This is a genomic window from Rhodomicrobium sp. R_RK_3, assembly GCF_002198715.1.
Classification (GTDB): domain Bacteria; phylum Pseudomonadota; class Alphaproteobacteria; order Rhizobiales; family Rhodomicrobiaceae; genus R-RK-3.
Genome location: NZ_MWLK01000021.1, coordinates 269,184 through 290,405 on the forward strand (window position 1 = coordinate 269,184; position 21,222 = coordinate 290,405).

At 66.1% G+C, this 21,222-nt stretch carries 17 protein-coding genes; 11 read left to right on the forward strand and 6 right to left on the reverse strand.

Features of this window, described 5'->3' with window-relative positions:
- Positions 1-234 precede the first annotated feature (234 nt).
- From rplU to rimO, 6 genes are all read left to right on the forward strand, one after another.
- Positions 235-882, forward strand: coding sequence for a 50S ribosomal protein L21 (gene rplU / locus BLEFHOIH_RS12175; protein ID WP_088345742.1), 648 nt, complete (start codon positions 235-237; stop codon positions 880-882).
- Between the two features lie 12 nt (positions 883-894).
- Positions 895-1,164, forward strand: coding sequence for a 50S ribosomal protein L27 (gene rpmA, locus BLEFHOIH_RS12180; RefSeq protein ID WP_088345744.1), 270 nt, complete (start codon positions 895-897; stop codon positions 1,162-1,164).
- A 95-nt stretch (positions 1,165-1,259) separates the two neighbouring features.
- A complete protein-coding gene (locus BLEFHOIH_RS12185; RefSeq protein ID WP_170937125.1) occupies positions 1,260-1,811 on the forward strand; it encodes a GNAT family N-acetyltransferase in 552 nt (183 codons plus the stop codon).
- Between the two features lie 49 nt (positions 1,812-1,860).
- The gene (locus tag BLEFHOIH_RS12190) at positions 1,861-3,666 is read left to right on the forward strand and encodes an AsmA family protein (RefSeq protein WP_170937126.1); all 1,806 of its coding nucleotides are present in this window, start codon (positions 1,861-1,863) and stop codon (positions 3,664-3,666) included.
- 106 nt (positions 3,667-3,772) lie between these two features.
- Complete coding sequence (locus tag BLEFHOIH_RS12195; protein WP_088345876.1) at positions 3,773-4,456, forward strand: zinc metallopeptidase; 684 nt, start codon at positions 3,773-3,775, stop codon at positions 4,454-4,456.
- Positions 4,453-5,814, forward strand: coding sequence for a 30S ribosomal protein S12 methylthiotransferase RimO (gene rimO / locus BLEFHOIH_RS12200; RefSeq protein WP_088345750.1), 1,362 nt, complete (start codon positions 4,453-4,455; stop codon positions 5,812-5,814). The genes BLEFHOIH_RS12195 and rimO overlap by 4 nt, the downstream gene beginning before the upstream one ends.
- 30 nt (positions 5,815-5,844) lie before the next feature.
- Here the strand turns inward: rimO and BLEFHOIH_RS12205 are convergent, their stop codons facing one another.
- Positions 5,845-6,327, reverse strand: coding sequence for a DUF2846 domain-containing protein (locus tag BLEFHOIH_RS12205; protein ID WP_170937127.1), 483 nt, complete (start codon positions 6,325-6,327; stop codon positions 5,845-5,847).
- A 221-nt stretch (positions 6,328-6,548) separates the two neighbouring features.
- On the opposite strand from BLEFHOIH_RS12205, the gene BLEFHOIH_RS12210 reads away from it, so the two are divergent.
- The gene (locus BLEFHOIH_RS12210) at positions 6,549-7,781 is read left to right on the forward strand and encodes an AMP-binding protein (protein WP_088345754.1); all 1,233 of its coding nucleotides are present in this window, start codon (positions 6,549-6,551) and stop codon (positions 7,779-7,781) included.
- A gap of 35 nt (positions 7,782-7,816) precedes the next feature.
- On the opposite strand, the gene BLEFHOIH_RS12215 is transcribed toward BLEFHOIH_RS12210, so the two are convergent.
- The 3 genes from BLEFHOIH_RS12215 to BLEFHOIH_RS12225 form a co-directional block, all read right to left on the reverse strand.
- Positions 7,817-8,824 (reverse strand): TRAP transporter substrate-binding protein, encoded by a 1,008-nt coding sequence (locus BLEFHOIH_RS12215; RefSeq protein WP_170937128.1) that lies wholly within the window; start codon positions 8,822-8,824, stop codon positions 7,817-7,819.
- A 491-nt stretch (positions 8,825-9,315) separates the two neighbouring features.
- Positions 9,316-12,441 carry an efflux RND transporter permease subunit gene (locus tag BLEFHOIH_RS12220; RefSeq protein ID WP_088345759.1) on the reverse strand — a complete coding sequence of 1,042 codons (3,126 nt, stop codon included), beginning with the start codon at positions 12,439-12,441 and terminating at the stop codon, positions 9,316-9,318.
- Between the two features lie 6 nt (positions 12,442-12,447).
- Positions 12,448-13,494, reverse strand: a complete 1,047-nt coding sequence (locus BLEFHOIH_RS12225; protein WP_170937129.1) for an efflux RND transporter periplasmic adaptor subunit — start codon at positions 13,492-13,494, stop codon at positions 12,448-12,450.
- Positions 13,495-13,903: 409 nt separating this feature from the next.
- On the opposite strand from BLEFHOIH_RS12225, the gene BLEFHOIH_RS12230 reads away from it, so the two are divergent.
- The 3 genes from BLEFHOIH_RS12230 to BLEFHOIH_RS12240 are packed head-to-tail and all read left to right on the forward strand — an operon-like array spanning position 13,904 to position 16,837.
- Positions 13,904-14,887 carry an efflux RND transporter periplasmic adaptor subunit gene (locus BLEFHOIH_RS12230; protein ID WP_245296981.1) on the forward strand — a complete coding sequence of 328 codons (984 nt, stop codon included), beginning with the start codon at positions 13,904-13,906 and terminating at the stop codon, positions 14,885-14,887.
- 4 nt (positions 14,888-14,891) lie between these two features.
- Positions 14,892-16,133, forward strand: a complete 1,242-nt coding sequence (locus tag BLEFHOIH_RS12235; protein WP_088345764.1) for an ABC transporter permease — start codon at positions 14,892-14,894, stop codon at positions 16,131-16,133.
- Positions 16,130-16,837 carry an ABC transporter ATP-binding protein gene (locus BLEFHOIH_RS12240; protein WP_088345766.1) on the forward strand — a complete coding sequence of 236 codons (708 nt, stop codon included), beginning with the start codon at positions 16,130-16,132 and terminating at the stop codon, positions 16,835-16,837. The genes BLEFHOIH_RS12235 and BLEFHOIH_RS12240 overlap by 4 nt, the downstream gene beginning before the upstream one ends.
- Positions 16,838-17,234: 397 nt before the next feature.
- Here BLEFHOIH_RS12240 and BLEFHOIH_RS12245 read toward each other — a convergent pair whose 3' ends face one another.
- Positions 17,235-18,833: a GMC family oxidoreductase N-terminal domain-containing protein gene (locus BLEFHOIH_RS12245; protein ID WP_088345878.1), complete on the reverse strand. Its 1,599-nt coding sequence runs from the start codon at positions 18,831-18,833 to the stop codon at positions 17,235-17,237.
- A gap of 648 nt (positions 18,834-19,481) precedes the next feature.
- On the opposite strand from BLEFHOIH_RS12245, the gene BLEFHOIH_RS12250 reads away from it, so the two are divergent.
- On the forward strand, positions 19,482-19,976 hold the full coding sequence (locus tag BLEFHOIH_RS12250) for a hypothetical protein (protein WP_125461678.1): 495 nt from the start codon (positions 19,482-19,484) through the stop codon (positions 19,974-19,976).
- 101 nt (positions 19,977-20,077) lie between these two features.
- Here BLEFHOIH_RS12250 and BLEFHOIH_RS12255 read toward each other — a convergent pair whose 3' ends face one another.
- Entirely contained in the window at positions 20,078-21,073 is a 996-nt protein-coding gene (locus BLEFHOIH_RS12255) for an alpha/beta hydrolase (protein WP_088345770.1), read from the reverse strand.
- Positions 21,074-21,222 lie beyond the last annotated feature (149 nt).

A 21,222-nucleotide genomic window follows, 5' to 3' on the forward strand; every position in this document is an offset into this window, starting at 1 on the left:
CGTGCCAGTCCCCGGAGCGCCCCGATATAGGGAGATTTTGCGCCCCGCGCGGCATTGACAAGGACTCCGCCTCATACCTATAGTGCCCGCCAACGCGGAAAGCGATCGCTCCTTCGCGCTTAATGCGCTGTCCCAGGCCCAGAGTCATCTCGAAGAACGTCATCTCGAATGGCCGCCAAAGTCCGCGGGTTTCCCACGGCGCCGATGGACGCGTGAGGATAAGGAAAAGGCAAGATGTACGCTGTCATTCGCACAGGCGGCAAGCAATACAAGGTCGCCCCGGACGATCTCCTGGTGATCGAGAAAATTCCCGGCGAGGCCGGTGATATCGTTGAATTCGGCGAAGTGCTGATGCTGGCCGGCGACGGCGAGCCGCAGGTCGGCGCACCGCTGATCTCCGGCGCGACCGTCGCGGCCGAGCTGGTCGACCAGCATCGCGGCGAGAAGATCATCATCTTCAAGAAGAAGCGCCGCCAGAACTATCGCCGCCGCAACGGCCACCGGCAGTATCTGTCGACGGTCCGGATCACGGAGATCCTCACCGGAGGCGAAAAGCCGAAGAAATCCGCCGCCAAGGCCAAGCCCGCCGCCGATGCCGCGCCCAAGAGAGGCAAGCCCGCTGCTGCTGGCTTCCAGGACGACGTCAAGCTGATCGGCGGCGTCGGCCCGGCTCTGGAGAAGAAGCTGGCGGCTTTGGGCGTCACCTCGCTCAAGCAGATCGCCGCGTTCACTCCGGCGGAAATCGAGCGCATCGATACCGAGCTCTCCTTCAAGGGCCGCATCGAGCGCGAGGAATGGGTCCAGCAGGCCAAGGATCTGATCGCCGGCAAGCCGCCGCGCGCCAAGGTCGACCAGGACGCTGCGGACAAATCGAAGAAGTAAGGAGCCCGATCGATGGCACATAAGAAAGCAGGCGGCTCGTCCCGCAACGGCCGCGACTCCGCTGGCCGCCGCCTCGGCGTGAAGAAGTTCGGCGGCGAGAAGGTCATTCCGGGCAACATCATCGTCCGCCAGCGCGGCACGAAGTGGCACCCCGGCACCGGCGTCGACATCGGCAAAGACCACACGATCTTCGCCATCCAGGAAGGCGAAGTGCATTTCCGCGCGCGCGGCAATGGCAAAGTCTTCATCTCCGTCGTCGGCGAAGAAGGCGCTGCGTCCTAACCCCATTCGGGTGGGCTTGGCGGGTCATGCATCGAGGCGATGACCTGATAGGATTTGAGGCGCCGCGCGAGCCTTTGCTCACGCGGCGCCTTTTCATGCGCCTGCCGGTCGCCGCCGATCTGGCAGCGATCTGCCGCCTGATCAACGATCCCATCATCGCCGAAAGCACCGGTCTGATCCGCTATCCCTATCCGGTAATGTCCGGACGAAAATGGATCGAGGCCGCGCATAAACCGGCGCGCCCGCGACTTCACATCCCCTACCTTCTGACGCTTCGGTCCAACCCGCACCTTATCGTCGGCGCAGCGGGCATCAGCCTCGGCAAAGGCGGCATCCCGACAATCGGCTATTGGATCGGGCGGCCCTACCGCCGGCGCGGCTACGCCTCAGAAGCCGCTCGCGCCTTGATCGACCTGACCTTTTCCTCCAGTGATTCCTCCGCTATCGGCGCAAGCGCTCGCGTCACCAATCTCGCGTCCCAGCGTGTCCTGCTCGGCGCCGGAATGCGGCGGGTCGGCACCGGCCGGATCAAATCCGCACAGCTTGGTCGCTATCTGCCGGTTCTCCGCTACCGGATCGAGCGGAAATGCTGGGAGAAGGCGCGCGTGCCGCGCTCAAATGCGCGTGAAGTCCACGAAGCGCTCTAATCGCGCTATAATCACGAGGGACTCAACCACCGGAAGGTCTGCATCGGCGATGAGGAAACCTCTGGCCGCCCTCGGCATTCTGCTTGCGGTTCTGGCGCTTGCGGTTGTCCTCATGCCCTATTGGCTGCCGCAGCCCTATTTGCAGCGCCAGCTCGGCCGCCTGCTCGCCAATGAAACCGGCCTCTATCTCGAAGAGGCGCAGCGCCTGCGCCTGTCGGTGTTCCCTCAGCTCGGCATCGCCGTCGAAGGCGTCAGCGTCATGCTGCCGCTCGGCGCCTCGAGCGGCCCCTCGATCCGCGCCGACCGCATCTTCACCGCTATCCGGCCGTCCTCGCTCTTCGGGCAGCGGCTGGAGGTCAGCAAAGTCACCATCGAGAACCCCTCGATGCTGTTCCATATCGACGCCTCAGGCCGCAGCAATTGGGATCTGACCGCGCTCTGGCCCTTCACCGCGCCGGTGCGTCTCGCGGCCCTCGGAGACAGCACGCAGATCGCCAAGGTCGCCACCGACATCCTGCCGCCGCAGGGCGAAAGGAGGGCGCTGCCATCGGTCGATATCGACATCGTCAACGGCTCCTTCGCCTATCGGGACGACGTGCGCCGCCGCGTCGTGCAAATCGAGAAATTCGACCTCTCTTTGCGCAGTCCCGGCGCCAACGGCCGGGTGACGCTCGAAGGCGGGCTCTTGTTGCAGGGCCAGAAAGTCCGGCTCAGTGCGACAGCGACGCCGCCCGATCCGCCCTCCGACCGCTCCGCCGCGCTGCGTTTCGCGCTCGCCAGCGATGCCATGCGCACCGATCTCGACGGCGTGCTGCTCTGGCGCGGCCGGCCGCATTTCGCCGGGACGAGCCGCGTCAAATTTTCCTCCGGCGAAGCGCTTGCCCGCTGGACCGGCGGCAATGCGCAGGCGCTATCGCGTTTCGACGGCGCGGAACTGGCCGGGCGGCTGGAACTCTCCGACCAGGAACTGGTGATTTCGGATGGCAAGCTGAGCGCGCCGGGCGCGAGCGGCGATTTTTCCGCCTTCGCCGATTTCGACGGCACCACCCGTATCAGCCTCGACAATCTGGCGCTGCATGGCGGCACGGGGCAGGGTAAGCTGACGCTCGACGCGCGCCAGCCTGAGCCGGTGCTGGCAGGCTCGTTCCAGATGGCGGGTGTCGACGGCCTGTCGCTGAGCAAGGGCCTGTCGCGCTTCGACTGGCTCTCCGGCCGCACCGATCTTGCGATCGACGTGGCGGGCGGCGGGCGATCGTTGGATGCCATCGCCGGCACGCTGACCGGCAAGGCGCGGCTGACGGTGGCGAACGGCGCCATCGAGGGGATCGACCTGCCGCTGATCGTCGCCAAGGCGAAAGAGGGCGAGATCGGCAAATGGCGGCGCGAGGCGGGGCGGCGCACGCCCTTCGACAGGTTCGATGCAAGCTACGCCATCGAAAAGGGTATCGCCTCGACCAGCGACATCACTCTGAGCGGCCCGAATATCGCCGCCAGCGGCGAGGGCAGGACCGACCTCACCCAGGGCAAGCTCGATTACAAGCTGAAGACCAAAGTGACCGCCCATGGAGGGGAGGCTTCTTCCCCGCCTCCGGCCGAGGCGACGCCCGCCGAAGGCGGGCCGCAGGAGCAGGCCAGCCTCGCCATTCCGCTGATCGTCAAGGGCGATTGGGACAAGCCGGACATCTACCCTGACCTTGCCAATGCGCTGAAGGACAAGGACGGGCTGGTCGGCACCGCGAAGCTTTTCGGCAAATCGGTGGAAAAGCTCACCGACGGCAAGATCAAGGCCGACGAATTCGGCAAGGCGCTCGACTCGCTGTTCGGCAAGAAGAAAAAGAAGAAGGACGCGGAGTAGCTTTCGGCTTCCGCCGGCTTGCTTCTTTTGTCATTTCCGTGAAGGCGGGAATCCAGTACTCCGCAGGCTGGCGGGATGAGGCTGAGCGTAAGGAGCGTTGCCGCGCGTGCTGATCGTCTTTGGATTGCTTCTCTTCCTGGCTCTTGCCATCCTGCCGACGCTCTGGGTGCGCGCCGTGCTCGACCGCCATTCCGGCGACCGGCCCGATTTCCCCGGCACCGGCGGCGAGCTGGCGCGGCATCTGCTCGACGAAATGCGCATCACCGGCGTCAAGGTCGAGGAGACCCCGCTCGGCGACCATTACGACCCCGGCGCCAAGGCTGTCCGGCTCTCCCCCAAGCAATTTCACGGCCGCTCGCTGACCGCCGTCACCATCGCCGCGCATGAAGTCGGTCACGCCATGCAGGACGCAACCAATTCGCAGCTCCTGAAAACCCGTACCCGGCTCGCCAAAACCGCCATCATCATCGAGCGCGTCGGCGGTGTCGTAATGTTGGCGGCGCCGCTCGCTATAGGCCTTACCCGCCACCCGGCCGGCGCGCTGATTCCCTTTGTCGCAGGGCTGCTGGTGCTCGGCATGGGTGTCGTGCTACAGCTCTCCACGCTGCCGGTCGAATTGGACGCCAGCTTCAACCGCGCGCTGCCCGTTCTCAAGGCGGGAAAATACGTACCGGAGCGCGATATCCCCGCTGCCCGCCATATTTTGCGCGCGGCAGCCTTTACCTATGTCGCCGCGGCGCTTATGAGCTTGATCAACATCGCCCGCTGGCTGAGAGTTTTGCGCCTATGACGGATACACTTGCGGCGCCCGGCGCCAAATCGAAATCGCGCTCCAAGTCCGCGCCTAAAGTCGGCTTCGTGAGTCTGGGCTGTGCCAAGGCGCTGGTCGATTCCGAGCGCATCATCACCCGGCTGCGGGCAGAGGGCTATGAGATCGCGCCGAGCTATGACGGCGCCGATGTCGTCGTCGTCAATACCTGCGGCTTCCTCGACAGCGCCAAGGCCGAGAGCCTGGACGCCATCGGCGAGGCCATGGCGGAAAACGGCCGCGTCGTCGTCACCGGCTGTTTCGGCGTCGAGGACAAGCGCATCCGCGCCGCCTTCCCCGACGTGCTGGCGGTCACCGGCCCGCATCAATATGAGGCCGTCATGGCCGCCGTGCGCCAGGCCGCGCCCGCGCCGCACGCGCCCTTCCTCGACCTCGTGCCGCCTGCGGGACTGCGCCTCACGCCCGACCACTATGCCTATGTGAAGATTTCAGAAGGCTGTAACAACAAATGCAGCTTCTGCATCATCCCGCAATTGCGCGGCGTGCTGGCGAGCCGCCCCGCCGCTGACGTCATGCAGGAGGCTGAGCAGCTCGTCGCGCGCGGCGTGCGCGAATTGCTGGTCATCAGCCAGGACACCAGCGCCTACGGCGTCGATCTGAAATTCGCCGCCAGCGGGTGGCGAGGCGATCCGCTCCGCGCGCGCTTCTACGATCTGTGCGCGGCGCTCGGCAGTCTGGGCGCCTGGGTGCGGCTGCATTACGTCTACCCCTATCCGCATGTCGACGAAGTGCTGCCGCTGGTGGCCGAGGGTAAGATCCTGCCCTATCTCGACATTCCGTTTCAGCACGCCGCGCCGAATGTGCTGAAAGCCATGCGCCGTCCGGCGAACCAGGAAAAGACGCTGGAGCGCATTGCCCGCTGGCGCCAGATCGTGCCGGACCTGGCGATCCGCTCGACCTTCATCGTCGGCTTTCCGGGCGAGACGGAAGAGGATTTTTCCTTCCTGCTGGATTGGATGAAGGAAGCCAAGCTCGCGCGGGTCGGGTGCTTCAAATACGAGAATGTCGACGGCGCGCAGTCGCGCGGGCTGGACGGGCAGGTGCCGGAAGAGGTGAAGGCCGAGCGCTATCATCGTTTCATGGAGACGCAACAGGCGGTTAGCGCCGAGGTCATGGGGGCGCGCGTCGGCCAGACGGTCGATGTGATCATCGACACGGTGGATGAGGAAGGTGCGGTCGGGCGCTCGACCTGGGATGCGCCGGATATTGACGGATCGGTGTTTTTGGCAGAGGCCGAAGGTCTGGCCGCCGGCGATGTCGTGAAGGTCGTTGTCGAGGAGACCGATGCATATGATTGCTGGGGGCGGCTGGCAGACTAGCGCCGTGCTCCCCCCGGGCCGGCATTGCTGTTAATTCTGCACGCTTGCTATGAGGGCTTCGCCTTCTTTCTGGCCGATCGCGCGCAACTGGAATGGACCTTCGATGCCATTGCCGCCTCCATTGATTGGTACCATTGAGGGTCCGATCGCCACATAAAGCGGCAAGCGTCCTTCCTGCACGACTTGGAAATATTGGGTCTGCCCCGCGACCAGCGTGATGTCCCGGTTATAAACCCCGGGTTCGAACTCATGATCCAGCGTCAATTTATAATGTCCGGCCGGACGATCGATGAAAAATGCGGACCCTGCGGCGAGATTGCCAACGCCCTTGCCGTCGACCTTGATGTCAGGGGACAAAGCCACGCCCACCATCGTTTTCGCGCGCACGAAGTAAACCCGGGCAAGTTTGGCGTCTCGGGCCTTGGTCTGGGATTCTAGAGCCGTGGTTGAAGCGCAGGCGCTGAGGCTCAGGCAGATCAACAGGGCGAGCAGCGGGCGTAAAATTGCGATCATTTCGGCTCCGGCTGTGATGGAGGTTTTCCATGGCATCAACGAGGGCGGCTTGCCCTCGGAATCAGCGGCGCTAAAGCATAATTCGGGTCGTCGTTGCAACCGCGCCGCATTGCCGGCACGCGGCGCACCTGCTGCGGCACCGATCTAAGTCGGAGCTACCTTGTAGGGCGGCCGAGCCTTATCTAAGCTTTTGTTACAATAAAAGGCACCGGGAGGCAGCCATGGCAGGACCGTTTTTCGACACCGAGGAGACGCGGCTGCCGGAGGCGCGGGAGGAGGAGTTGCTTCGGCGTCTTCCCAGCTTCATCGAGACGGCATTGCAGGAGGCGCCGGGCTGGGCGCGGCATCTGGCATCCATCGGCGACGCCCGTATCGCCACCCGTGCAGACCTCGCACGTCTGCCGCTCCTTCGCAAATCCGATCTGCCCGCATTGCAAGCCGCCGACCCGCCCTTCGGCGGCCTCGTGGCGGATAGGCCGATCGCGCGGATCATGGTCTCGCCGGGGCCGGTCTTGGAGCCGCAGCGGAGCGGCGATGATCCGTGGCGGATGGCGCGGGCGCTGTTCGCGGCTGGTTTCCGGCCCGGCGAGATCATCCACAATGCCTTCGCCTATCACCTGACGCCCGCAGGCTTCATGCTCGACGAGCCGGCGCGGGCGCTCGGCTGCACGGTGATCCCGGCAGGGGTCGGCAATACCGAGCAGCAGGCCGAAACCATCATCCGCACCAAACCGGCCGGCTATGTCGGCACGCCGGATTATCTCAAGGCGTTGCTCGACCGCGTCGGCGAGATGCAGGGGGCGCCTTGCAGCATCACCAAGGCGCTGGTCTCGGGCGGGGCGCTGCTGCCGTCGATGCGCGCGGATTATGCCGCGAGGGGCGTCGCCGTGCTGCAATGCTACGCGACCGCCGAGCTTGGCCTGATCGCCTATGAGACCGGCACCGATGGCGGCATGATCGTCAATGAGGGCATCATCCTCGAAATCGTCCGGCCGGGAACGGGCGAGCCGGTGCCCGATGGCGAGATCGGCGAGGTCGTGGTGACGAATTTCGACGAGACCTATCCACTGATCCGCTTCGCCACCGGCGATCTGTCGGCGATTCTGCCGGGGAGATCGCCTTGCGGGCGGACGGGAACGCGGATCAAGGGCTGGATGGGCCGGGCGGACCAGTCGACCAAGGTGAAGGGGCTGTTCGTGCACCCCTTGCATGTGACCGAGATCGGCAAGCGCCATCCCGAGCTGGGGCGGTTGCGTCTGGTCGTGCGCCGGGCCGGGGACCAGGACGAGATGTTGCTCCAGGCCGAAAGCCACGCCAACGATGAGCCCTTGCGCGGGCGCCTCGCCGAAACGCTGAATGCCGTGACGCGGCTCAAGGGTACGGTCGAACTTGTCGCGCCCGGATCGCTCCCCGATGACGGCAAGCTGATCGCCGACGAGCGCGATTACGCGTGACACGGTCGCCAGCATTTGCGGCCCCGGGCGAACTCCTACCGCGAGATCTGCGCCGAGGTCGCCGTGGTTTCCTCGCCGAGGCGGTCGACCATCTCGACCAGCTTGGCGCCGCCTGCGACCGAGCGCACGAACTGACCATAGAGCGGGCGGCTGGCGGTCTTGAAGGCGTTGACGTCGACCTGGTTGAGCTTCATCTCATCGCCGAGTTGGTCGAGCAGATCGCTCTCCATTCGCACGGCCGTCGTGTAGATCCAGGCCTGCATCTCCTTGGCGTTGCGCGTGATGATCGCCTGCACTTCAGGCGGCAGCTTTGAGAAATGTTCATCGCTGACAATGATATAGGCCGGAGTGTAGAGGTGATCGGACAGCGTCAGATAGTGCTGCACCTCATAGAATTTGCCGCCCTGGATCTGCGCCAGCGGGTTTTCCTGGCCGTCGAGCGTGCCGGCTTTGAGTGCCTCATGCACTTCGTGGAAGGCGAGCGGGACGGGCTCGGCGCCGAATTCCTTGAAAACTTTCTCGCGCTGGCCCTTGGGCACGCGGATCTTCAGCCCGCGCAAGTCTTCCGGGCGGTGGATCGGGCGGACATTGTTGGTGAGTTGGCGGAAGCCGTTTTCCCACAATGCCAGGATGCGAAAGCCCTGGCGCTTGGCCTCGGGTTGCAGCACCGGCTCCAGCAGCGTCTCGCCAATGCGCTTGACCTGCTCGCGATTGCGGATGAGGAAGGGCAGCTCGAAAAGGCCAAAAACGTCGCTAATTGAAGACATTACGGTGGAGGGCAGGCCGAAAGTTATCTCGCCCAGTTTGATTTTCTGCAGGATTGCGGTGTCGTCGCCGAGTTTGCTCTCGCCGGAGACGGTGATGCGGTAGGTGTCGGGAAGTTCCAGATTGGTGCGGCGGGCGAATTCGTTGACCGAGGCGTCGAAGAGCGATCCAGGGCCGCCATTATGAGCAAATCTTAGTTCGATGGGCGCGGCAAAACTCGCTGAAGAGGCATAAAAGAGGCTAAGAAAGATCGCAATCACAGATTGAGAGATACGCATGGCCGTACTCATCTGAACAGATTAAGGGACCTGCTTTCTACTCTTATCTCGGCGTCAACTTTGACGAACTGATGGCGATGCTGGAGTCTTTGCAGCAAAGCGCTGGAAAGCGGGGGATGAACCGGTCCGGACCGCCCGGAAGCGTCCTGATTGGCGGCGAATGCAGAATGGCAGCCCGTTCCCGATCAATCGGACGGAACGCGGCGGCGGGCAAGATAGGGGAAACCCTGACTTGCGGGGGGCGGAATGGGGAGACGTTTCGGCGGAAGGGCGGGGGCCGGCGGCGCGGGCGGCCTCGGTATTCTGTAACGGAATCAGATGGTTACCGGATCACCGCTTTCGCGGGGCTTACCAGAGAGGGAGGAGCGGCCACCGCCCTTGGACGCGGTCATCCGACCCGCTCTCTGCCCGAAAATTATGCACAGGCCACGGACGAAAACGGCGGCATCGCTGCCGCCGCCATCCGTATTGCCCCTGAGAGGACCGCCGCCCTAAACCGGCTGCGGCTCGCGCCCGGCGGGCTGTTCCGGCATGTCGGCGGGATGTTCCGGCATGTCACGGGATGTGAGCGGACCTTTGGAATGTGCCTCCACATTCACCGGGCCGGCGAGATAGGAATAGACCACCGGAATGACGAACAGCGTGAAGAACGTCCCGACCAGCAGCCCGCCGACGATCACCCAGCCGATGTCCTGGCGGCTCTCGGCACCCGCGCCGGTCGCGATCGCCAGCGGCACCGCGCCGAGCACCATGGCGCCCGTCGTCATCAGGATCGGCCGCAGCCGGAGCGTCGCCGACTCGACCACCGCCTCCCGCAGCGGCTTGCCCGCCGCGCGGAGCTGGTTGGAGAACTCTACGATCAGGATGCCGTGCTTGGTGATGAGGCCGATCAGCGTCACCAGCCCGACCTGGCTGTAGATGTTCAGCGTGCCGCCGCTCCACCATAGCGCGGCCAGCGCGCCGGTCATCGACAGGGGCACGGTCAGCATGATGATGACCGGATCGCGGAAACTCTCGAACTGGGCCGACAGCACCAGATAGATGAAGGCGAGCGCCAGGATGAAGGTGATGTAGATGTCCGAGGTCGACTCCTTGAACTCGCGCGACAGGCCGGAATAGTCGATCTGGGCCTGGCCCTGCAGCACCTCCTGCGCGGCGTTCTCCAGGAAGGTGAGGCCGTCGCCGACGGTATAGCCGGCGGTCAGATGGGCGGTGATGGTGGCGGCGCGGAGCTGGTTGAAATGGTTCAGCTCCTTCGGCGCGACGGTTTCGCGGATCTCGATCAGGTTCGACAGCGGCACCATCGCCCCATGCGAGCTGCGCGCATAGATCCGGCGAAGATCCTCCGGATTGCGGCGGTCGATATTGGCCACCTGCACGATGACGTCATATTGCTCGCCCTCGCGCTTGAAGCGCGTCACCTGCCGGCCGCCGAGCAGCGTTTCCAGCGTGCGGCCGAGCGTTTCGACCTGGACGCCGAGATCGGCGGCCTTTTCGCGGTCGACCTTGATGTTGAGCTGCGGCGTGTTGAGTTTCAGGTCGGTATCGAGATCGGTGAAGCCGGGATAGGTGCGCGCCTTGGCCAGCACGGCATCCTGCAGCGTCTGCAGCTTGTCGTAGGATTGCGTGGTCTGGATGACGAAGGAGACCGGCTTGTTGCGCACGCTCTGGCCGAGCGGGGGCGGGTTGCTCGGGAAGGCGGTGACGCCCGGCACGTTCTGAAGCTGCGGCTTCAGCTCTTCGCCGATGGCGAACTGGGTGCGCTTGCGCTCGGCCCACGGCACCATGCGCGCGAAGGAAATGCCCTGCGAGACCACCGGATTGCCGGACACCACGAAATAGCTGGCGAGATCGCCGGTCTTGGCGAAGATCGCCTCGAGCTGCTTGGCGTAGCGGTCGGTATAGTCAATGGTCGAGCCTTCCGGCGCCGTGAAGATGCTGACGATGGTGCCCTGGTCCTCGTATGGGGCGAGCTCCGATTTCAGCATCTGGACGAAGAACCAGCTCGATCCGGCGACCCCGAGACCGATCAGCAGCACCAGCGGGCGAACCTTGAGCGCGGCGCCGAGCAGGGCGCGGTAGCCGCCGGTCAGCTTTTGCAGGATCCATTCGATGGCGTTGTAGAGCCGCCCGTGCGACTGGTGCTCCTTCAGCAGTTTCGAGCACATCATCGGCGTCAGCGACAGGGCGACGAAGCCGGAGACCAGCACCGCGCCGGCGAGCGTCCAGGCGAATTCGGTGAACAGGCGCCCGGTGGTGCCCGCCATGAAGCCGATCGGCACATAGACGGCGACGAGCGTCAGGGTCATGGCGATGACGGGAAAGCCGATTTCGCGGGCGCCAACAAAGGCGGCCTGTTTCGGGCTCATGCCTTCCTCGACATGGCGGAAGATGTTCTCCAGCATGACGATGGCGTCGTCGACGACGAGGCCGATGGCGAGCACGAGCGACAAGAGCGTCAGCGTGTTGATGGAGAAATTCAGCACATACATCAGGGCGAACGCCCCGATCAGCGACACCGGGATGGTGACGAGCGGAATGAGGGTGGCGCGCAGGGAGCGCAGGAAGAAGAAGATGATGAGCACCACCAGCACCACCGCTTCGGCGATGGTGTGATAGACGTTCTTGACCGACTCGGCGATGAACACCGAACGGTCATAGGCGACCTCAACCTTCATCCCCTCCGGCAGCGATTTGACGATGGCGGGCAATTCCGCCCGGACCTCCTTCGACACATCGAGCGGATTGGCGGTCGCCTGCTTCACCACGCCCATGGCGACGGCGCTCTGGCCGTTGAAGCGGACGATGCGGCGCTCGTCGAGCGCGCCGAGCTCGGCCCGGCCGACATCGGAGAGCCGGACCAGATAGCCGCCGGTTTCCTTCAGGACGAGATTGTTGAACTGCTGGGCGGTGCGCAGGTCGGTTTCCGACAGCACGGTGAATTCGCGCGCCGAACTCTCGACCCGGCCGCCCGGCACCTCGACATTCTGGCGGCGCAGCGCATCCTCGACATCCTGCGGCGTCAGCGCGTAGGCGGCGAGGCGCTCGGGATCGAGCCAGATCCGCATGGAATAGCGCCGCTCGCCGAAAATGCGCACCTCGGTCACGCCGGTCAGCGTCTGAAGCTGGTCCTTCACGAAGCGGTCGGCATAGTCGGTGATTTCCAGCGCGGAATGGCGGTCGCTGGAGAAGGCGAGATAGATCACCGGCTGGGCGTCGGCCTCGACCTTCTGAATGACGGGCTCCTCGATCTCGTCGGGCAGCCGCCCGCGCACCCGGCCCACCCGGTCGCGCACGTCGGCGGCGGCGGAATCGGGATCGCGGTTGAGCTTGAAGCGCACCGAGATCTGGCTCTGCTCCTGGCGGTTGATCGAGGTGATGAAGTCGATGCCTTCGATGCCGGAGAGCGAATCCTCCAGCACCTGCGTCACCTGGGTCTCGACGATTTCGGCGCCGGCGCCGCGATATTCGGTCTGCACGGTGACGACCGGCGGGTCGATATTGGGATATTCGCGCACCGTCAGCCGCTGATAGGAAACAAGGCCCAGCAGCACGACGATGAGGCTCATCACGGTGGCAAAGACCGGCCTGCGGATCGAGACGTCGGAGATCGACATGGGGCCTCAAGCTCCCTTGCCGGCGGGCGTCTCCGAGACGGCCTCCGCGCCGCCGCCCAGCACGCGGATGGCGGCGCCGTCGCGGATCTTCTGCTGGCCGGCGGTGACGACGATGTCGCTCGCGGCGAGGCCATCGACCACTTCGACGCGGCCGTCGCGCCGGTTGCCGATCTTGACCTTGGCTTGCACGGCCTTGCCGTCGATGACCTTGAAGACGAACTGGTCGTCGCCGCGCGGCATCAGCGCCTGTTCGGGCACGCTGAGCGCATTGGGCTTCAGCTCCATGATGAGGGTGACGCGGGCGAACAGTCCCGGGCGCAGCACCAGATCCTTATTGTCGACGCGCGCGCGCAGCACGACGCTGCGCCCGGCGGCGTCGACGCTGGGGTCGATGGCGTAAACCTCGCCCTTGAAGCTGCGGCCGGGAAAGGCGTCGACGCCGATCTCGATGGCCTGGCCGGTGCGGGCGGCGGAGAGGAATTTTTCCGAAATGCGGAAATCGACCTTGATCGGATCGATGTCGACCAGGGTGAACATGTCCTGGCCGATGGTGACGTAATCGCCGACGCTGACCTTGCGCAACCCGCCAAAGCCGTCGAAAGGGGCAACGATGCGGGTCTTTTCGAGGCGCACGCGGGCCAGCTCGACGGTCGCGGTGCCGACATCGAGGCTGGAGCGCGCTTCGTCGCGCTGGCGCTCGGTGGCGATGCGGCCGGCGGCAAGCTCTTCGATACGGGCGTGGTTGCGCTTGGCCAGCTCCAGCCGGGCCGCGGCCTCGGCGACTTCGGCCTTGTTCAGGCTGTCGTCCAGCTTGAGCAGCACCGCGCCCTTGGCGACCGGGCGGCCCTCCTCGAAGCCGATTTCGACAACCCGCCCGGCAACTTCGGGCCGGATGATGACCGATTCATTGGCGCTCAGGCTGCCCACCGCCGTGACCCGCTCCGAAATCGGCCCGACCGTGACCTTGGCCGCCTCGACCGCGGTGACATTTTGCGCGGCGGCCTGCAGCCCGGCACAGCTCAGGAAAATCACGAACGCAGTCAGTAGACGCACCTTGTACCCCTCAACGCAAAGCGCGCGGTCCCATGCGCCCCGCATGAAGAACCACGGCGAAGAAATTCCGGCCAGCCATGTATTTCCCGGTGGCGCCGGACTGTCAACGCGAGCAACGTAATAATGTATACCACCGCCCGCGAGACTGACGGCGCCGCCCAAAGCGATCCAGCATTGCGCGATGTGCCTGGCAAGGGCAAGCCGGCGGCGCTGCCCGAGTTACGGCGAGATTGGCGCGCCATGATGAATTCTTCGTGAAAGGCCGGACCTGCGGACCGACCGCGGGGTAGGCACGAATGCGGCCGGCGCGATGAATGCATGATGCGATTGCATCGACCGGGCGCCGCGCCGGTGCTATGGCATAGCGCGCGGAAGGTGGCGGATGGGGGGAGCCTTGCGGGTCAGAACCATGGTTTTGCTCGCCCTGGCGGTCGTCGGGGCGGGGGTGTTCATTTGGTCGAGCCAGCGCGCGCCGGCCGTCGCGGTGGTGGCGCCGAAACGGGGCGAGGCGGCGCAAATCGTCTATGCCAGCGGCGTGGTCGAGCCGCGCTTCTGGGCAAAGGTCACCTCCCTGGTGCGCGAGCGCATCGTCGAGCAGTGCAATTGCGAGGCGCAGAGCGTCGAGCAGGGTGCGCTGCTTGCCCGGCTGGACGACAGCGAGGCCAAGGCGGCGCTCAGCGAACTGGACGCGCGGTTGCGGCTGGCGCGGGAAAACCTGTCGCGGCTGGTGACGCTGGTCGAGCGCAAATCGGCCAGCCAGCAGGCGCTCGATCAGGCCCAGGCGGAAGCGGCCCAGCTCGAGGCGCTGCTTGCCGGCCAGAAGGCGCGGCTTGAAAATTACGTCATCCGCGCGCCGAGCGCCGGGGTGGTGCTGCGCAAGGATGCCGAAGTCGGCGAGGTCGCCGACCAGGGCAGCATCCTGTTCTGGGTCGGACAGCCAAAGCCCCTGCTCGTCGTCGCCGATGTCAATGAGGAGGACATTCCGCGCGTCGAGCTCGGCCAGCGCGTGCTGCTGATGGCGGACGCCTTTCCGAGGCGCTCGCTCGAAGCGGTGGTCGACAGCATCACGCCGAAGGGCGATCCGGTGACCAAGACCTATCGGGTGCGCATCAAGCTGCCGGACGACACGCCGCTCCGCGTCGGCATGTCGACCGACGTCAACATCATCACCAATGTGGTCAAGAACGCGCTGCTGGTGCCATCCCTCGCCGTCCGCGGCACGGCGGTCTTCGTGGTCGAGAACGGACGGGCGCAGCGGCGCGATGTCGGCATCGGCATCCGGGGCATCACGGATGTGCAGGTCGTCTCGGGGCTCGGCGACGATGCGCGCATCGTGTCGCCTTATCCGGATCTGCTGGCGGATGGCGCGCGGGTGCGCGTCGCTCGGGAGTAGGGCCATGCGGCTGATCTTCGACATCGCCTTCACCCATATTGCCGGGCGCGGCCGGCAGACGCTGGTTGCGATTTTGGGCGTCGCGGTGGGGGTGGGCTTCTCGATCGCCATGGCGGCGCTGATGCAGGGCGGCCAGAACGATTTCGTCGAGCAGCTCGTCAACACCATGCCGCATGTGCAGATCACCGACGAGCGCCGCGCGCCGCCGCGCCAGCCCGCGCAGGACGCCTTCTCGACGGTCGCGATCTATGGCCTGAGGCCGCGCGAGGACCGGCGCGGCATCATCAATCCGACCGCCGCGCTCGCATGGCTGGAGGACTGGGTGCCCGGCCGCTTCGCGCCGAGCCTGAAGACGCAAGGCGTGATCCGCTATGCCGGCCGCGACGTCGGGGCGGCGGTGATCGGCGTCGATCCGGCCAAGGAACAGGGCGTCTCGCCGATCATCGAGGATTTCCGCCAGGGCAGCTTTGCCGCGCTCGCGGTCGGCGGCAACAATATCGTCATCGGCGACACCATGGCGAACCGCCTCGGCGCCAAGCTCGGCGACACCGTGACGGCGGTCTCCTCGACGGGCCTGGGGCGCAATTTCAAGATCGCGGGGCTCTTCCACACCGGCACCACCGCCCGCGACGAGGGCGAAGCCTATGTGCTCTTGAAGAACGCCCAGATCCTCAGCGAGCGGGCGAATGCCATCAACGAGATCCGCATCAAGCTCGACGATCCCAATGCCGCGCCCGCCATCGCCCGGCGGGCGGAGGCGGAGCTTGGCTATAAATCCGTCGCGTGGCAGCAGGCGAACGAGTCCATCCTGCAGGCGCTGGTGATCCGCAACATCATCATGTACACGGTGGTCGCCGCCATCATGCTGGTGGCCGGCTTCGGCATCTTCAACATCATCTCGACCATCACGCATGAGAAGGCGCGCGACATCGCCATCATGAAATCGCTCGGCTTTCCCGAGCGCGACATGCGGCGGCTGTTCCTGTTGGAGGGCGTCGCCATCGGCGCGGCGGGCTCGCTGCTCGGCTGGGCCTTCGGCCTGTCGATGGTCTATGCGCTGTCGCTGGTGCGCTTCGAGATCGCCGCGACCGGCCAGGAGCTGACCAAACTGCCGATCGCCTGGAGCTTTCTGCACTACCTGATCGCGGCGGCGTTCGCGCTCGGCTCGGCGGCGGTCGCGGGCTATCTGCCGGCCCGGCGCGCGGCGAAGCTGAACCCGGTCGACATCATCCGGGGGGCGACATGACGGCCCTGATCGAGGCGGAAGGCCTGACCCGCGTGCTGCCGGAGACGGTGCCGGTGACGCTGGTGCGCGACATCGATCTGACCGTGCACGAGCGGGAGTTCATCGCCATCACCGGGCCGTCCGGCTCGGGCAAATCCTCGCTGCTTTACCTGCTCGGCCTGCTCGACCGGCCGACCGGCGGCATCCTGCGGATCGGCGGCAAGGATACCGGGCCGATGGACGAGGACGAGCGGGCCAGGACCCGGCTCTCCATGCTGGGCTTCGTATTTCAGTTCCATTTCCTGCTGCCGGAATTCTCCGTGCGCGAGAATGTCGAGATCCCGATGCGCAGGCTCGGGCGCCTGTCGCGGGCCGAGATGCATGAGCGCTCCGCCGCGCTGCTCGCCTCGCTCGGGCTGGAGGGGCATCTCGACAAGCGTCCGGACCAGCTCTCCGGCGGCCAGCGCCAGCGCGTCGCCGTGGCGCGCTCGCTGGCCAACGACCCGCCCGTGCTGCTCGCCGACGAGCCGACCGGGAGTCTCGATTCGAAGAATTCCGAGCAGGTGTTCGGGATTTTGGAAGGACTGGTGCGGGAGCGGGGCAAGACGGTGATCGCGGTCACGCATGACCTCGCCATGGCCGGGCGGATGCACCGGCGCATTCATCTGGTGGACGGGCGCATCGAGGCGGTGGAGCAGGATGCGGCGGCGGGGGCGGGGGATTAGGCGCGGGGAGCAAGCGGCTCCCCCCTCACCCGCCAGCGGGGACGCTTCGGGCATCTCGCTGGCCTGTCGGTGCAAGCTGTTTCCCTATATTCCCCTCTCCCCTTGAAGACCTTTGCAAAACTTCGATTCCTCGCCCCGGCCGTTAGAGCCGGGGCCCACTCGCCTCTCCACTTGCCGCAGCAATAGCGGAAATATGATTGGGTCCCGGCTCGGCCTGACGGCCGTCCGGGACGACGGGGAGAGGACCTTCGATACGCAAAGGTCTCCCATGGGAGAGGGAGCTTGGCAGTGCTCCCGGCTAAAGCGCTCCGCTTAGCCCTCTCCCCTTGAGGGAGAAGGCGGACGCCGCAGGCGGCCGGGTGAGGGGGAGCCACGCGCACAGCCTGTGCCCGCTCGGCTACCGCCTCCCGTCCGCCAGAATCATCTCCGCGCCCTTCTCGGCGATCATGATCGTCGGCGCGTTGGTGTTGCCCGAGGTGATCGACGGCATCACCGAGGCATCGATCACCCGCAAGCCCCCGATGCCATGCACCCGCAGCCGCTCATCCACCACCGCGCCGGCATCGCTGCCCATCTTGCAGGTGCCGACCGGATGGAAGATCGTCGTGCCGATGTCGCCCGCCGCTTGCGCCAGTTCCTCGTCGCTCTCCAGGGCCGGACCGGGGCGGAATTCCTCCGGCTCGAAACGCTGCAAGGCCGCCGCCGCCATGATCCGGCGGGTGACGCGGATGCTGTCGGCGGCGACCCGGCGGTCGGTGTCGCTGTCGAGATAGTTGGGCTGGATCTTCGGATGGGCGCGCGGATCGCTGCCGGCGATATGCGTCGAGCCCCGGCTTTCGGGGCGCAGATTGGCGACGCTGGCCGTGATCGCCGGGAAGGCGTGCAGCGGCTCGCCGAACTTGTCCAGCGACAGGGGCTGCACGTGATATTGGATATTGGCGGTCTCGAATGAGGCGTCGGATCTGGTGAAGACGCCGAGCTGGCTCGGCGCCATCGACATCGGCCCGGAGCGCCTGAGCGCATATTCCAGCGCGATCGCCGCCTTGCCGCGCAGATTGCCGGCGCGCGCATTCAGCGTCACCGCGTTCTTCACCTTGTAGACCGTGCGGATTTGCAGATGGTCCTGCAAATTCTCGCCGACGCCGGGCAACTCATGCCGCACCGCCACGCCGTTGCGGCTCAGCACCTCGCCCGCGCCGATGCCGGACAATTCCAGAAGCTGCGGCGAGCCGATCGCGCCGGCGGCGAGGATCACCTCGGCGGCGGCCGTGGCGCGCGCTACGCCGCCCGGACGCCAGAACTCGACGCCGGTCGCCCGGCCGTCCTCGATGAGGATCTGCTTCACCTGCGCCAGCGGCAGCACGGTGAGGTTCTTGCGCCCCCGCGCCGGCCGCAGAAACGCCTTGGCGGTGTTCACCCTGATGCCGCGCCGCTGATTGACCTTGAAATAGGAGGCGCCGAAATTGTCGCCGCGGTTGAAATCCTCGATCCTGGGGATGCCGACCTCCTCGCAGGCCGCGATGAAGGCGTCCAGGATCGGCCAGGACAGGCGCTGGTCCTCGACCCGCCATTCGCCGCCCGCGCCGTGCATCTCATCCGCCCCCGAGGCATAATCCTCCGACTTGCGGAAAAAAGGCAGCACGTCGTCCCAGCTCCAGCCGCTATTGCCGAGCTGGCGCCAATGGTCATAGTCGCGCGCCTGGCCGCGCATATAGATCATGCCGTTGATCGAGGAGCAGCCGCCGAGCACGCGGCCGCGCGGATAGTTGAGGGCGCGCCCGTTCAGGCCCGGCACCGGCTCGGTCTTAAAGCCCCAGTCGGTGCGGGGATTGCCCATGCAGTAGAGATAGCCGACGGGCACATGGATCCAGAAATAATTGTCGCTGCCGCCGGCTTCGAGCAGCAGCACCCTATTGCGCGGATCGGCGCTGAGCCGGTTGGCGAGCACGCAGCCCGCCGAGCCCGCGCCGACGACGATATAGTCGAATTCTCCCAAGGCGTCCAAGGCGTTCCGTCCCGATTGCTTTTGCTTGCGGGAAGGGTAGGCGCTTTTGCGGCCGGGTGAAAGTGGGTTGCGTCGGCGTGGCAAAGCGGTCCTTCCGCGAGCCGGTGAGCGGTCAGCAGCGCCGCGATCTTACCCTTAGCGCCCGACCCCGCCGAAGCCTTGGCCTCTCGACCACAGGGCGGACGAGGATTCGGGGAGATCGTCGACAGTCTTCAGCCAGCGAAGGCTAAAACCCCGGCGCCGCGGCCGGCCCGGCTCCGCGCAGATTTATTTCTCGGGCCGTTGCGGTCTCGTCTGCAAAGCGAATAGATGTTTTGCAATGGTGACTTAGACCGTCTTGCCCGGGCAAGACTGTCCGCGCCCCGCGCCATGCTGTCGCCCAAAAGCTGCCTGGCGACAGCCGAACTGCCACGAATCAGCCTTTTGCGCTATGCTTGACTTATCGAGGGGCCGCGTCACGCGGCGTCTTGCGATGCGGGTTTTGCGGCTTTGATCGATGAAAGATCATCCTGTCCGGTCCGCCGCGCCATGTCCGCCTTTCGCGGCAATGGCGAGGCCCCGGCATGGTGAGGCGCGTCATGCGCCCGGAGCGATCGAGGGCGGCGGACCGGCAGGTTGCTCTAGCTGCGGGAGGTGCGGATGTCCGTGCGCCAAATTATAGACAATTTGAAGCAAATTTTACCTACCATCCTCATCGTGCTGGTGGCGGTCGCCGCGGCGGCGGCGGCGATCTATCTGCTGCCGAACCGCACCGCCGCCGTCATCCTCGGGGTGCTCGCCGCCCTGGCGCTCAGCGCCTATGTGCTGCGCGACCTGCAGCGCCCGACTCAGATCGCCATCCTCTGGCTGTCCCTCGGCGTCGTCGCCGATGCCGCCTATGCCAAGCTCAACGATCAGGTGCCGGTCACCATCGCCGGCGCGCTGGTGAAGCTGGTCGAGGGCGCGGTGAAGCTGCTCGACGTGCTCATCCGCAGCATCGGCTTCGCCGGGCCGAATGTGCGGGCGCAGATGTCGGCGGTGACGCCCGATTTCGTCTGGGCGCTGATCCTGACCGCGACGCTGATGCTGGCCATCGGCCTCGTCGGGCGCCAGCGCAATGCCAGCGCCAAGCCCGAGCTGCGCCGCGCCGCCTGAGCCTGCCCGCCGGGGCGCGCGTGTCCGCCCGCTCCGGCGGCGGCACGGGCGCCCTTAGCCGGGGCGCGGCATTGGGTGGGTGTCGTCCGCCTTCAATGCGTTCAGGGTTGATCCGTGTTCGCCGCATCCGGCGCCAGGGCAGCGTGCGCGTTCGCGGCGTCCGGCAGCCGGGCAAGGTCCGCCTTTGCGGCGCCTGACAGCGTCGAGAGCACGCGCGCGATATTGTCGAAGATCCAGTAATGGCCGGCCTTTTCGATGGTCTCGACGCGGCAATGCGGGATCAGGGCGCCGAGGCCCAGCGCCGCCGGGATCGAAATGTTGCGGTCGGCGAGGCCCTGCCAGAGGAAAGCGGGCGCGGCGATTTCGTTCAAAGGGATGTGCCAGGGGCGGGAGAAAATGCCGAGCTCCTGCATCCCCGCGCGGATGCCCGGACGGCAGCCTTCGGCGACGCCGGCCAGCAGATTGCGCCGGACCTCGGGGCGGGCGAGGATTTTCCAGTCGGACGGGGCGGCGCGGCTCATCAGGAAGCCGTAGATCAGCTTCGGCGCATAGAGGAAGCCGCAGCGGCCGATGCCGAACATGCCGGCGAGCAGCGGCGGCAGGCGGGGCGTCACGCGGAAGGCGAAATAATGGCCGGGGCCGATCGCGCGCGGCCTCTCCTCGCCGGCCATGGGGCCGACCGGGCTGACCAGGCCGAGCGCGGTGACCCGCTCCGGCAGCAGCGCGGCGCAGGCGGCGGCGTACGGTCCGCCTCCTGAAATGCCCGCGACGGCGAAATGCGCGATGCCCAGCGTGTCGGCGAAATCGGCGATGTCGAGCGCGTAGCTGGCGAGCGTCCGGCCCCGCTGCGGCGAGGAGATGCCGAAGCCGGGCCGCTCGGGCGCGAGCAGCCTGATGCCGAGCTCCCGCGCCGGCTCATGGGCGAGGCGGAACATCAGCCGCGATCCGGGCGTGCCGTGGAAGCCGAGGATCGGCAGCCCGCGCGGATCGCCATAATCGGCATAGCCCATGCGGCGCCCGTCAGGCAGGGTGACGCAGAGATCGAGCGGCGGGTCGGAGGCTGGCGCCGTAGGCGGCGCGGTCACCGGCAGGTCCATGTTACGCGTTCCATGCGGGTCGAGCGGGCCGGGAGAAGTCGCCGGATGACCGGCAGTTCCGCTCTTGCGGCACTATCATGCGCCGGATTTTGCGCCGGGGCACGCCCCGCGGTTGGCGCGGGCCGGCGGATGGCGCCGCGACGGCGGCG

What these genes read in the sequence shown, in the direction of transcription:
- rplU (WP_088345742.1), top strand. Translation starts at nt 235, where the DNA reads ATGTACGCTGTCATTCGCACAGGCGGCAAGCAATACAAGGTCGCCCCG.
- rpmA (WP_088345744.1), top strand. Translation starts at nt 895, where the DNA reads ATGGCACATAAGAAAGCAGGCGGCTCGTCCCGCAACGGCCGCGACTCC.
- BLEFHOIH_RS12185 (WP_170937125.1), top strand. Translation starts at nt 1,260, where the DNA reads ATGCGCCTGCCGGTCGCCGCCGATCTGGCAGCGATCTGCCGCCTGATC.
- BLEFHOIH_RS12190 (WP_170937126.1), top strand. Translation starts at nt 1,861, where the DNA reads ATGAGGAAACCTCTGGCCGCCCTCGGCATTCTGCTTGCGGTTCTGGCG.
- rimO (WP_088345750.1), top strand. Translation starts at nt 4,453, where the DNA reads ATGACGGATACACTTGCGGCGCCCGGCGCCAAATCGAAATCGCGCTCC.
- BLEFHOIH_RS12205 (WP_170937127.1), bottom strand. Translation starts at nt 6,327, where the DNA reads ATGATCGCAATTTTACGCCCGCTGCTCGCCCTGTTGATCTGCCTGAGC.
- BLEFHOIH_RS12210 (WP_088345754.1), top strand. Translation starts at nt 6,549, where the DNA reads ATGGCAGGACCGTTTTTCGACACCGAGGAGACGCGGCTGCCGGAGGCG.
- BLEFHOIH_RS12215 (WP_170937128.1), bottom strand. Translation starts at nt 8,824, where the DNA reads ATGCGTATCTCTCAATCTGTGATTGCGATCTTTCTTAGCCTCTTTTAT.
- BLEFHOIH_RS12220 (WP_088345759.1), bottom strand. Translation starts at nt 12,441, where the DNA reads ATGTCGATCTCCGACGTCTCGATCCGCAGGCCGGTCTTTGCCACCGTG.
- BLEFHOIH_RS12230 (WP_245296981.1), top strand. Translation starts at nt 13,904, where the DNA reads ATGGTTTTGCTCGCCCTGGCGGTCGTCGGGGCGGGGGTGTTCATTTGG.
- BLEFHOIH_RS12235 (WP_088345764.1), top strand. Translation starts at nt 14,892, where the DNA reads ATGCGGCTGATCTTCGACATCGCCTTCACCCATATTGCCGGGCGCGGC.
- BLEFHOIH_RS12240 (WP_088345766.1), top strand. Translation starts at nt 16,130, where the DNA reads ATGACGGCCCTGATCGAGGCGGAAGGCCTGACCCGCGTGCTGCCGGAG.
- BLEFHOIH_RS12250 (WP_125461678.1), top strand. Translation starts at nt 19,482, where the DNA reads ATGTCCGTGCGCCAAATTATAGACAATTTGAAGCAAATTTTACCTACC.
- BLEFHOIH_RS12255 (WP_088345770.1), bottom strand. Translation starts at nt 21,073, where the DNA reads ATGGACCTGCCGGTGACCGCGCCGCCTACGGCGCCAGCCTCCGACCCG.